Below are 12,759 nucleotides of genomic sequence, written 5' to 3'. Positions count from 1 at the left end.
TGATTTAAAATTCAATTTTTTAAGAATAAATTCCTAATTTAGGCAAATGAATTTTCTAGCACATATATACCTTTCTGGCGACAACAAGCAAATTCAAATCGGAAATTTTATGGCCGATGGTATTCGTGGCAACGATTATTTGAACTATCCCGACGATATTCAAAAAGGTATTATTTTGCACAGAGCCATTGATACGTTTACTGATGCTCACCCAATTTTTAGGAAAAGTAAACATCGTTTACATGAAAAATACGGACATTATTCGGGAGTAATTATCGATATTTTTTACGATCATTTTTTGGCTAAGAATTGGCAAAAGTATTCCGATGAACCGTTGGAAAAAACAGCTGCTGATTTTTATGAAAATTTAAGTTCGAATTATGCCATTTTAACCGAACGAACCAAAGGAATGATGCCTTATATGATTGCCCGAAATTGGTTGGTGAGTTATGCTTCCCTCGAAGGTTTATCGATGATTATGTTTCAAATGGATCATCGCACAAAAAACAGAGTAGATATGCATCTTTCGATGAATGAATTAAAAGAATTTTATACTGAATTTGAAGAAGAATTCACAGCCTTTTTTGAAGAATTACAAATGCATTGCAAGGAAAAATTAGCTACTTTATGAAAAATATTGCCTTCTTTTTTTTATTGATATTAATAGGATGTAAATCCGAGCAAACTACCATTCCAACCGGATTAGTCACTGAAAAAGCAATGGTTGTTTCTGCTCGTGAAGAAGCTTCTAAAATTGGTGTAGAAATTATGAAACAAGGCGGAAATGCTTTTGACGCCATGATTGCTACCGAATTGGCTTTGGCAGTTGCCTATCCGTATGCCGGAAATATTGGCGGTGGCGGTTTTATGGTTTTTAGAAAATTTTCCGGCGAAACAGGTAGTTTAGATTACCGTGAAAAAGCTCCATTGGCTGCTAATTCAAGTATGTTTTTAGATGAAAAAGGAGATGTCGTAAGCGGAATGAGCACTGAATCTGCCAAAAGTATTGGCGTTCCCGGAACTATCGCCGGTGTTTTTGCTGTACATGAAAAATTTGGAACGCTTCCGATTGAAACTATTTTAAAACCGGTAATTGAATTAGCCAAAAAAGGTGTCATCGTAACCAAAAAACAAGAAGAACGATTGAACCATTATCGAAACGCAATCATCAAAGCAAACGGAAATGAATCGCTGTTTTCAAAATCATACAAGGAAAATGACACAATTCGATACTTTGCCTTAGCGAATACATTAGAACAAATTGCCAAAAATGGTAGAGATGAATTTTATAAAGGCGAAACGGCTAAAAAATTAGTCATGTACATTCAAACCAAAGGCGGAATCATCACATTAGAAGATTTGGAGAAATATCAAGCGGTTTGGCGTGATCCAATTTCAATTAATTATAAAAATTACAAAGTAACTTCAATGGCTCCGCCAAGCAGTGGTGGGATTACGTTGGGTCAGATTTTAAAAATGATTGAGCCGTATGATGTACAAACATTGCAACATAATTCGGAAAAGTATATTCAACTTTTGGTGGAAGCCGAACGAAGAGCTTATGCCGACAGAAATCATTATTTAGGCGATCCTGATTTTGTAAAAATTCCAAGTAAAGAACTATTGGATGATGTGTATTTGAAAAGCCGAATGAGTAATTTTTCATTTGATGAAGCTACAAAATCAAGTGATGTTTCAAAAGGAAACGTTCAATTTTCCGAAAGTATGGAAACCACTCATTATTCTATTGTCGATCAATTTGGGAATGCCGTTTCTGCCACTACAACAATTAATGATGCATATGGTTCTAAGTTTTTTTGTGATGAATTAGGTTTCTTTTTAAACAACGAAATGGATGATTTTTCAGCAAAACCGGGCATCCCAAATATGTTTGGTTTAACCGGTTCCGAAGCCAACAGCATTGCTCCTCAAAAAAGAATGTTGAGTTCTATGACACCAACCATTATTGAGAAAGACGGAAAATTGTTTATGGTTTTAGGAACTCCTGGTGGTTCAACAATTATAACTTCCGTTTTACAAACTTTTTTAAATGTAGCCGAATTTGAAATGAGTATGAAAGAAGCTGTAAATGCTCCTCGTTTTCATCATCAATGGTTGCCGGACGAAGTGATTTTTGAACCTGAAAGTTTTTCAAAAGAAATTCTTCAATCGTTAAAAAAGAAAAATTATCTCATCAACGAAAAAGCCACTCCAATTCTCGGAAAAGTTGACGCTATTTTAGTTCTTCCCAACGGAAAATATGAAGGTGGAGCAGACAAAAGAGGCGATGATAAAGCAGTTGGTTTTTAAATTAAGTTTTATCTTAGCGGTTTAAAACTGAATTTTTATGCCAAACCAAAAAAAATCAATCTTTAAAACATTTTTCAGAAAGAACTTCAGAAGATTGGAAGGATTTATTTTTTATTTAAAATCTTTTTTATCACCAAGACAATTTATTTATTTAGCCTGTTTTTTGGTGGGAATTTCCTCTGCTTTGGCTGTAATCGTACTAAAAACTTTTGCTCACTGGGTGTACGTTTTTGCACAATACATCGATTCAATTTTTCATTTACCTTATAGTAACAGTACGCTTCCTATTATCGGAATTGTGCTTACTGCTTTTGTAGTTAAAAAAGTATTAGACGGTTCCATCGAAAAAGGAACATCTCAAATTATGTATGCCGTTGCCAAAAAATCGGGCATCATGCCGAAAAAGCAAATGTATGCTCAGATTATTACCAGTTCGCTTACAGTTGGCATGGGTGGATCTGCCGGATTAGAATCGCCTATCACCATTACAGGAGCTGCTTTTGGAAGCAATTTTGCTCAAAATTATCGTCTGAGTTATAAAGACCGAACGTTGCTTTTGGCTTGTGGAGTTGCTGCCGGAATTGCTGCTGCATTTAACGCTCCAATCGCAGGAGTACTTTTTGCCATTGAAGTGGTTTTGATGGATGTGAGCATCACAGCTTTTATTCCAATCATGATTTCGTCTGCAACCGGAGCGATTGTTTCGGCTATTTTATTGAAAGATGAAATTCTATTTACGTTCAGTAAACAATTGGATTTTGATTATCATAACTTACCTTTTTATATTCTATTGGGAGTAGTTTCAGGTTTTGTTTCCGTAAATTATGCCAGAACCTTTCGAAAAATTGAACATCATTTTGAAAAATCAAAACTCAAACCCATCCGAAAAGCATTCTACGGAGCTTTTATTTTAGCGATTCTGATTTTCTTTTTCCCTACGTTGTTTGGCGAAGGTTATGAAAGTATAAAAATGCTCGCCAATACCAATCCGCAACAAATTTTAGACAACACCGTACTTCAAAAATTTAAAGATAATATTTGGGTTTTACTTCTTTTTGTGGGAGCTACCATGCTTATTAAAGTTTATGCCACCAGTATCACCATTGGAAGCGGTGGAAACGGAGGAAACTTTGCTCCTTCCCTATTTGTGGGTTCTTATTTAGGATTTGTTGTAGCTACATTTTTCAACCAAATTGGATTTAAACTACCGGTAAGTAATTTTACATTGGTTGGTATGGCAGGAATTCTGAGTGGCTTATTTCATGCACCGCTCACTGCCATTTTCCTTATTGCCGAGATTACCAGCGGCTATAGTTTAATGGTGCCGCTGATGGTGGTTTCATCCATTAGCTTTGCTATTTCCAAACGGTATGAACCGTATTCTTTTGATATAAAAAATCTGGCAGCAAAAGGCGATGTATTTACCGATGATCGAGATAGAAATATTCTTTCCGGGATTACACCTTCCAATCTCATTCAAACCAATATTCAGACGTTGAAATTATCAAATTCATTGGAAGAATTAGTAACTAAAATTTCTTCTCATAATCAATCTGTTTTCCCGATAGTAAATGATAAAAATGAATTGATTGGTATGGTCTATTTTGAAGATATCCGACCTTATATTTTCAATTCTTATAAAGTAAAATATACTAAAATTCAAGAGATCATGCGTCCTGCTGCAGAACAAATAAACTATGATGAAATCATGGATACCATCATGGAAAAATTTGATCGAACTGAAGAAGAATTTCTTCCGGTTTTAAAGAATAATCAAGTAATTGGTTTGTTATCAAAATCCTCAATTTTAGAAGCTTATCGTGTTAGATTCAAGAATATGATTATTGAGTAATATTCTTAATATCGGATAGAATATTTTTTTTATCCAACCGATAGTAATATCTTTGTTGGGTTATGTGGAATATTGATACATCATATCGACCTGAATTTCAATCAACATTTGAACGATTGTATGAAAAGCTAACTGTTTTAAAACAAAGCAGACCGCTTCCTTCAATTGCTTTGCATAAAATCAAAGAATCCTTAACGATTGAATGGACTTATAATTCCAACAGTATCGAAGGAAATACATTGACTTTGCGTGAAACTCAAATGGTTTTGCAGGAAGGAATTACCGTAAAAGGCAAATCGCTTCGTGAACATTTTGAGGCCAAAAACCATGAAAAAGCAATTGATTATTTGTATTCTTTCGTTGATGAAAATTATACTTTACGGAGCATTGATATTTTATCATTACACGAATTAGTTTTGCGAATGATTGAAGATGAATTTGCAGGACGAATTAGAAATGGTGGTGTTCGTATTACCGGGGCAAATTTTGTTCCGCCCAATGCCAATAAAGTTTCCGATTTGTTGGATGAATTGATTGATTTTGTCAATACAAATCCACTTGGTTTGAATGATATTGAGTTGGCAACCGTTTTTCATCATAAATTAGTTTGGATTCATCCCTTTTTTGACGGAAACGGAAGAACAGTTCGTTTAGCGATGAATTTATTATTGATGAGAAAAGGTTTTCCACCTGCTATCATCTTAAAAAATGACAGAAAGAAATATTATGAAGCACTCAATCAAGCCAATTCAGGAAATTATCAAAAACTAATTTTGTTGATGAGTCAGGCTTTGGAAAGAACACTGAATATTTACATTAGTTCATTGCCGGACAATGATTATGATTTTCAAGAAATTTCCAACATAGTTAGCGAACCAAATGAATTGCCTTATGGTCAGGAATACATCAGTTTACTAGCCCGTCAAGGGAAAATTGATGCTCACAAAGAAGGTAGAAATTGGTTTACAACAAAAAAAGCCATTGAAAAATACATTGCGAATAGGAAACGGATGAGATAGTTTTCAGTCGCAGTCTCAGTTGGCAGTAATATCTGTAAACTGAGACTGCAACCTGAGACTATTTACTCTTCTCCCCCACAAAATAATCATTCGTACTTTTAAACAACACATTAAACGTAGTTAAACTACCGTAAATTCTAGTGATATACTGTTGTAAATCCACTTTTTCTGCTGCGTCAAGATTACTTGCATTTATTTTTTGCTCCATCACTCTCAAACGATCTCGAACCATAATAATTTTATGAAAAAAAGTATCAATTGGCACTTCTTTGTTTTGCGTTGCCGTACCGGGTTCCATAATTAATTTTCCGCCTTTCCATTTATCGGCAATCGGAACAATTTGCGTAACATCAGACCATTTTTGCAGCAGATTTTTTAAAGTTTTTTCAACTTCATAAAAACTTACTGAATCTACTTCGTCTTCCAAGGCTTCAATAACTTCAAATTCGCTGTCAACATCAATGGTTTCTAATCCGCTTTCGATAAAAGTTACCCAATAATGTTTGGCCGTAACGTTTGTAACTACTCCTGCTCCGTGTTCCGGATGTTTAATTCGGGAGCCAATTCCTAATATCTTCATATTCTAAATTTAATTTTTTCAAAAATAGAAATTGTTTAACAAATTCTTCTTATCTGTCTGCATAAATCTTGCTGTTAAAATCGTAACTTTGCGTTTTGCAAAAAAACTATGCAACAACCAGACGAAACGATTGAAATTTTAGGAGCTCGGGTTCACAACCTTAAGAACATTGACGTATCCATTCCAAGAGAAAAATTGGTGGTCATTACCGGACTCTCAGGTTCGGGAAAATCATCGTTGGCTTTTGATACTATTTATGCGGAAGGACAGCGACGATACATCGAAACTTTTTCGGCGTATGCCAGACAATTCTTAGGCGGATTAGAACGTCCGGATGTGGATAAAATTGACGGACTTTCTCCTGTGATTGCCATCGAACAAAAAACGACCAGCAAAAGTCCACGCTCTACCGTTGGAACCATTACTGAAATTTATGATTTCTTACGTTTGTTATTTGCCCGTGCAGCTGATGCTTACAGTTATAACACCGGCGAAAAAATGGTTTCCTATTCTGATGAGCAAATCAAAGAGTTGATTGTTGAAAATTTCAAAGGGAAACGCATCAATATTTTGGCTCCGGTCATTCGTTCACGTAAAGGTCATTATGCCGAATTATTTCAACAAATCGCCAAACAAGGATTTGTAAAAGTTCGTGTGAATGGCGAAATTGTTGACATCACAGCCGGAATGAAATTGGATCGATACAAAACCCACGACATCGAAATTGTCATCGACCGAATGCAAATTGATGAAGATGAAAATACCGATAAACGATTAGCCGATAGCATCAAAACAGCGATGCACCACGGTGATGATGTAATGATGGTCATTGAACACGAAAGTAAAGAAGTTCGGTTTTTCAGTCGAACGTTAATGTGTCCGACTTCAGGAATTTCTTATCCGAATCCGGAACCGAATAATTTTTCGTTCAATTCGCCAAAAGGTGCATGCGATCATTGCAATGGATTGGGAACAGTGAACGAAATTAATTTGAAAAAAATCATTCCAAATCCAAAACTAACTATCAAACAAGGTGGATTTGCTCCGCTTGGCGAATATAAATCGAATTGGATTTTTAAGCAATTGGAAACGATTGGCGAAAAATATGGTTTTAAATTAACCGATTCAGTTGATAGTATTTCAACCGAAGCAATGGAAATGATTTTAAATGGCGGAAAAGAAAAATTTTCAGTTCAATCGAAAACGTTGGGAATTACCAAAGAATATAAAATTGAATTTGAAGGAATATCTAATTTCATCAAGAATCAATTTGACGAAAGCAGTTCAACGTCCATCAAACGTTGGGCAAAAGAATTTATGGATGAAATTGAATGCCCTGAATGTCACGGTTCTCGATTGAAAAAGGAAGCATTATATTTTAAAATAAATGATAAAAACATTGCCGATTTATCGCAAATGGATATTTCGGAATTAGCATATTGGTTTTTAAATTTAGACGAAAATTTATCCGATAAACAAAAAGCCATCGCCATTGAAGTTTCCAAAGAAATCAAAGCTCGATTACAATTTTTGTTGGATGTTGGTTTGAATTATTTATCGTTAAACCGAAGTTCCAAATCACTTTCGGGTGGTGAAGCTCAACGTATTCGATTGGCAACACAAATTGGTTCGCAATTGGTTGGTGTTTTATATATTTTGGATGAACCAAGCATCGGTTTGCATCAGCGAGACAATGAACGTTTAATTAATTCGTTAGAAAATCTTCGTGATATTGGCAACTCTGTTTTAGTAGTCGAACACGATAAAGATATGATAGAACGTGCCGATTGGGTAATCGATATTGGTCCGAAAGCAGGTCGTTTTGGCGGAAGAATCATCAGCGAAGGAACTCCAAAACAGTTATTATTAGAAAATACAATGACGGCTCAGTATATGAGTGGGAAGATGAAAATTGAAATTCCCAAAAAACGTCGTGAAGGAAATGGAAAAGTGCTCAAATTATCGGGAGCAACCGGAAATAACTTAAAAAATGTGACGGCAGAATTTCCTTTGGGAAAACTAATTTGTGTGACCGGAGTTTCAGGAAGTGGAAAATCTACTTTAATTAATGAAACGCTTTATCCCATTCTAAACGAACACTTTTTTAATGCGGTAAAAAAACCACAACCGTTCAAAAAAATTGAAGGTTTGGAACATATTGACAAAGTAATCGACATCGACCAAAGTCCGATTGGAAGAACGCCACGAAGCAATCCTGCTACTTACACCGATGTTTTTTCGGAAATCAGAAGTCTGTTCACGCAAACTCCCGAAGCAATGATTCGTGGCTACAAAGCCGGACGTTTTAGTTTTAATGTGAATGGCGGAAGATGTGAAACCTGCGAAGGTTCCGGTGTTCGAACCATCGAAATGAGTTTCTTACCGGATGTTTATGTGGAATGTGAAACGTGTATGGGAAAACGTTTTAACCGAGAAACATTAGAAATTCGTTTCAAAGGAAAATCGATTTCAGATGTATTGAATATGACGGTGGATGAAGCAGTTGAATTCTTTGAAAACATTCCTAAAATATATCGAAAAGTAAAAACAATTCAAGATGTTGGTTTGGGTTATATAACGTTAGGTCAACAAAGTACAACGCTTTCGGGCGGTGAGGCCCAACGAATTAAATTGGCGACCGAATTATCAAAAAAAGATACGGGAAACACTTTTTACATCTTAGACGAACCCACAACCGGTTTGCATTTTGAAGATATTCGTGTGTTGATGGAAGTCATCACAAAATTAGTTGATAAAGGAAATACAGTATTAGTTATCGAACACAATATGGATGTTATCAAGCTAGCCGATTACATTATTGATATTGGTTTGGAAGGCGGAAAAGGCGGCGGAGAAATTATTTGTAAAGGAACTCCGGAGGAAATTGTTAAAAACAAAAAAAGCTTCACAGCACAGTTTCTAAAAAAAGAATTACTTTAGCATGTTTGTTTAATTAAAAAGAAAAATAGATGTCAGTAATAGAATACGAAAATGACGATGATAGAATCCAGGCCAATTTTAAGCAAAAAAACTGGAATGAAATAAGAACGAATGATTCTTGGGCGATTTTTAAAATTATGTCCGAATTTGTAAATGGTTACGAAAGTATGGCCAGAATTGGTCCGTGTGTTTCCATCTTTGGATCTGCCAGAACAAAACCTGGTGAAAAATATTATGAATTAGCCGAAAGTGTAGCTTATAAAATTAGTAAAGCAGGTTACGGTGTGATTACCGGAGGTGGTCCCGGAATTATGGAAGCCGGAAACAAAGGTGCTCATCGAGGCGAAGGAACTTCGGTTGGATTGAATATCGTTTTGCCGTTTGAACAACATTTTAATCCGTATATCGATAAAGATAAAAACTTGAATTTTGATTATTTCTTCGTTCGAAAAGTAATGTTCGTCAAATATTCGCAAGGATTTGTAGTAATGCCGGGCGGATTTGGAACGTTGGATGAATTATTTGAAGCCATCACCTTAATCCAAACTAAAAAAATAGGCAAGTTTCCAATTATTTTAGTGGGAACTGAATATTGGTCAGGTTTACTAGATTGGATAAAAAATGTGATGATTGACAAGCAGAAAAATGCAAGTCCGGATGATATGAATCTAATCAAATTAGTTGATACTGAAGACGAAGTAGTTGAAGTACTCGATGCATTCTACAAAAAATACAATTTGAGTCCGAATTTTTAAAAGTAAAAAAACCGCAAATTTCAATTGAATTTGCGGTTTTTCATTATAATTTATCTTGTTTTAAGAAACATCTACCGTAGTAGCGTCTGCAATTTTTTTGTAAGTTCCGTTTACTAATTTTTCTCGGATTGCTTCAAAAGCAGTAAGTGTTTCATCAATATCAGAAAGTGTGTGTGATGAAGTAGGAATCATTCTTAACAAAATTATTCCTTTTGGAATAACAGGATAAATTACGATAGACAAGAAAATACCGTAGTTTTCTCTTAAATCGTTTACCATAACCATTGCTTCAGGAACGCTACCTTCTAAATAAACCGGTGTAACACAGGTGTTTGTATCACCAATATTGAAGTTTCTTTCTCTTAAACCTGATTGTAAAGCATTTACATTTTCCCACAATTTATCTTTTAATTCTGGGTGATTACGTAGTAATTCCAAACGTTTTAATGCTCCAACAGTTTGAATCATTGGTAAAGCTTTTGCAAACATTTGCGAACGTAAATTATATTTTAAGTAATCAATAATATCTTTATCTGCAGCAATAAATGCTCCAATGCTAGCCATTGATTTTGCAAAAGTTGAAAAATAAACATCAATTCCGTCTTGACAGCCTTGCTCCTCACCTGCTCCTGCTCCTGTTTTTCCTAATGTTCCAAAGCCATGAGCATCATCAACTAACAAACGGAAATTGTATTTTTCTTTCATTGCAACAATTTCTTTCAATTTTCCTTGTTGACCACGCATTCCAAAAACACCTTCGGTAATAAAAAGAATTCCACCACCTGTTTCTTCAGCCATTTTGGTGGCACGTTGAAGGTTTTTCTCCATGCTTTCTAGGTCGTTATGACGATAGGTAAAACGTTTTCCCATATGTAAACGAACACCATCAATAATGCAAGCGTGAGCATCAACATCATAAACGATGATATCATTTTTTGTAACCAATGCATCAATTGTTGACATGATTCCTTGGTAACCAAAATTCAATAAATAAGCTGATTCTTTCATTACAAAAGCAGCCAATTCATTTTCTAGTTGTTCGTGAGCATCTGTGTGACCACTCATCATTCTAGCTCCCATTGGATAAGCAGCACCATATTGCTTTGCAGCATCAATATCGGCTTGACGAACTTCCGGATGATTTGCCAATCCTAAATAATCGTTCAAACTCCAATTTAAAATATTCTTACCTTGAAATTGCATTCTTGGTCCAAGTTCTCCTTCTAATTTAGGAAAAACAAAGTAACCTTCTGCTTGAGATGCCCATTTTCCTAGCGGACCTTTATTGTTCTGAATTCTTTCGAATAAATCTTTTACCATGACTTTTTGTGTGTTAAAAAACGTGGCAAAAATAAGGATTTCAAAACTACTTTCATAATATTTTTTGTAGAATGATTTTGGTTTTATACGAACTCTTATTTAATTTAAAAAAAGTGTAATGAGAATGTGTTAATATCTGTATATTTGATTGATAAATTTGATTGATATGAGTAAACACGACGATAACGATTTAAAATTAGCGGTTTTAATTGATGCCGATAATGTTCCGTTTAGCAATGTGAAAGGTATGATGGAAGAAATTGCAAAATATGGTACGCCTACAACAAAGCGAATTTATGCCGATTGGACTCGACCAAATGCAAACGGGTGGAAAGCAGTTTTACTGGAAAATGCCATCACTCCTATTCAGCAATATGGTTATACAACCGGAAAAAATTCTTCGGATTCTGCTTTAATTATTGATGCGATGGATTTATTGTATTCTGGAAAATTAGATGGTTTTTGCATTGTTTCGAGTGATAGTGATTTTACGAGATTAGCTATTCGTTTGCGAGAATCAGGTATGAAAGTGATTGGAATTGGCGAACAAAAAACTCCTAAACCTTTTATTAGTGCTTGTGACCGATTTATCTTTATTGAAGTATTAGAAGGTGCCAAAAAGAAGAAAACTACTGCTACTTCGTCTGACAAAAGGAAAGAAGAAAAAATATTCACCAAAATTGATGTAGACACAATTGATATCATAGAATCAAGCATAGAAGACATTGCAGATGATGACGGTTGGGCATTTTTGGGTGATGTGGGCAATTTGATTGTGAAGAAAAAACCCGAATTTGATCCTCGTAATTTTGGCTTTCCTAAACTAACTCCTTTAATGAAATCGCTTACGCATTTGTTAGAAATCCATGAACGTGAATCAGATAAAAAAGGAATTAAACATGTGTATGTGCGATTGAAATAAGGTTTTAAATTTTTTAATAAAATTTGTTACAACTAACTCAAATCGGTAAATTTTTAAATTCTTTAAATATAGACTTTTGAAGAAAATATTCTTTTGATGATAGTATTTTCAACCAATTACTTTTAGATAAAAAAAACAGTAGCAAATTAAATTTACTACTGTTTTTACAAACTAAAAATTATTACTTAACTAATCTCTAAAGAGAAAGAAGAAATAGTTAGTTCATTAGAACTTTTACTGATTTTTCTCCTTCTTCTGATTTTACATTCACGATGTAAAGACCTTTATTTAATTCGAAGTTTACGTCTGAAGTTGTGTTAAACGATTTTACTAAAGCTCCTGTGATTCCATATACTTTAACTTCTGTATTAGAAACTACATTTTGAACATACACTTGATTTCCTGCACCAAAAACATTAGTCGTTAATTTGTTTAGATTTTCTAAACTTAAAGAAGTATTTACAGTTGCACCTGTAACTTCAACTTTGTAAAGATTACAAGCAGTATCTCCGTATATATAATATCTGCCTGTAGCTGGAACAGCTGCTGTTAATATAGTCTGATCTCCTCCAGATGTCGCTGAAGTAGCTTGACCTATAACAGTAGTACCATTAGTAACATAAATAGTACGTGCAGCATCTGCACTACCCGGTCTAAACCATACTTTAACAGTGCAGGCACCACTTACATCTATAAACAAATAACGTTGAGTTGGCATTACTTGAAAAGGTCCTGTAGGATATCCAGCTCCGTTCATTTGAAATCTTTGAGTTGCAGTATAACCATCAGGAAATGTTGCATTATTTCCAGTTATTGCTCCAAAATTGATATTTCCTGCTGGCAAAGGAAATAACCCTAAGTTATCAACTACCATTGGAGTATTTCCTATTCCACCAGACAAAGGCCAAGTTGCCGTATCATTTCCAAAATCCCAAATTTTGGTTTGGGCATTTACAATAGTTCCAAAAAATAAAATTGGAAGAACAAAAGAGAGTAATTTTTTTCTCATGATTTATGAATTTTTAAGGTTTTAATTATTTTAAGTAATCGATTACGTAAAA

At 34.7% G+C, this 12,759-nt stretch carries 10 protein-coding genes; 7 read left to right on the top strand and 3 right to left on the bottom strand.

All coding sequences use genetic code 11. The features are described 5' to 3' along the window. Nucleotides 1-46 precede the first annotated feature (46 nt). The 4 genes from M0M57_RS14650 (at nt 47) to M0M57_RS14635 (ending at nt 5,181) form a co-directional block, all read left to right on the top strand. Nucleotides 47-631, top strand: coding sequence for an acyl carrier protein phosphodiesterase (locus M0M57_RS14650; protein ID WP_248433810.1), 585 nt, complete (start codon nt 47-49; stop codon nt 629-631). Beyond that, the gene (ggt, locus tag M0M57_RS14645; protein WP_248433809.1) at nt 628-2,310 is read left to right on the top strand and encodes a gamma-glutamyltransferase; all 1,683 of its coding nucleotides are present in this window, start codon (nt 628-630) and stop codon (nt 2,308-2,310) included. The genes M0M57_RS14650 and ggt overlap by 4 nt, the downstream gene beginning before the upstream one ends. A 37-nt stretch (nt 2,311-2,347) precedes the next feature. Next, nucleotides 2,348-4,162 (top strand): chloride channel protein, encoded by a 1,815-nt coding sequence (locus M0M57_RS14640; RefSeq protein WP_248433808.1) that lies wholly within the window; start codon nt 2,348-2,350, stop codon nt 4,160-4,162. Between the two features lie 62 nt (nt 4,163-4,224). Beyond that, nucleotides 4,225-5,181: a Fic family protein gene (locus M0M57_RS14635; RefSeq protein WP_248433807.1), complete on the top strand. Its 957-nt coding sequence runs from the start codon at nt 4,225-4,227 to the stop codon at nt 5,179-5,181. Nucleotides 5,182-5,239: 58 nt separating this feature from the next. Here the strand turns inward: M0M57_RS14635 and M0M57_RS14630 are convergent, their stop codons facing one another. Continuing rightward, nucleotides 5,240-5,761, bottom strand: a complete 522-nt coding sequence (locus tag M0M57_RS14630; protein WP_248433806.1) for a hypothetical protein — start codon at nt 5,759-5,761, stop codon at nt 5,240-5,242. Nucleotides 5,762-5,869: 108 nt separating this feature from the next. Here M0M57_RS14630 and uvrA point away from each other — a divergent pair, with 108 nt between their 5' ends. Together uvrA and M0M57_RS14620 are read left to right on the top strand one after the other, a co-directional pair. Beyond that, nucleotides 5,870-8,701: an excinuclease ABC subunit UvrA gene (uvrA, locus tag M0M57_RS14625; RefSeq protein WP_248433805.1), complete on the top strand. Its 2,832-nt coding sequence runs from the start codon at nt 5,870-5,872 to the stop codon at nt 8,699-8,701. Nucleotides 8,702-8,730: 29 nt separating this feature from the next. Beyond that, nucleotides 8,731-9,456, top strand: coding sequence for an LOG family protein (locus M0M57_RS14620; RefSeq protein ID WP_248433804.1), 726 nt, complete (start codon nt 8,731-8,733; stop codon nt 9,454-9,456). 60 nt (nt 9,457-9,516) lie between these two features. On the opposite strand, the gene M0M57_RS14615 is transcribed toward M0M57_RS14620, so the two are convergent. Then, nucleotides 9,517-10,776 carry an aminotransferase class I/II-fold pyridoxal phosphate-dependent enzyme gene (locus M0M57_RS14615; protein ID WP_248433803.1) on the bottom strand — a complete coding sequence of 420 codons (1,260 nt, stop codon included), beginning with the start codon at nt 10,774-10,776 and terminating at the stop codon, nt 9,517-9,519. 166 nt (nt 10,777-10,942) lie between these two features. Between M0M57_RS14615 and M0M57_RS14610 the strand changes: the two genes are divergently transcribed. Then, nucleotides 10,943-11,698 (top strand): NYN domain-containing protein, encoded by a 756-nt coding sequence (locus M0M57_RS14610; protein ID WP_248433802.1) that lies wholly within the window; start codon nt 10,943-10,945, stop codon nt 11,696-11,698. A 217-nt stretch (nt 11,699-11,915) separates the two neighbouring features. Here M0M57_RS14610 and M0M57_RS14605 read toward each other — a convergent pair whose 3' ends face one another. After that, nucleotides 11,916-12,707 carry a T9SS type A sorting domain-containing protein gene (locus tag M0M57_RS14605; protein ID WP_248433801.1) on the bottom strand — a complete coding sequence of 264 codons (792 nt, stop codon included), beginning with the start codon at nt 12,705-12,707 and terminating at the stop codon, nt 11,916-11,918. Nucleotides 12,708-12,759: the final 52 nt, after the last annotated feature.

The organism is Flavobacterium azooxidireducens, from assembly GCF_023195775.1.
Taxonomy (GTDB): domain Bacteria; phylum Bacteroidota; class Bacteroidia; order Flavobacteriales; family Flavobacteriaceae; genus Flavobacterium; species Flavobacterium azooxidireducens.
The sequence above is the reverse complement of the archived record's forward strand: the minus strand, read 5'-3'. Positions and strand labels throughout refer to the sequence as shown.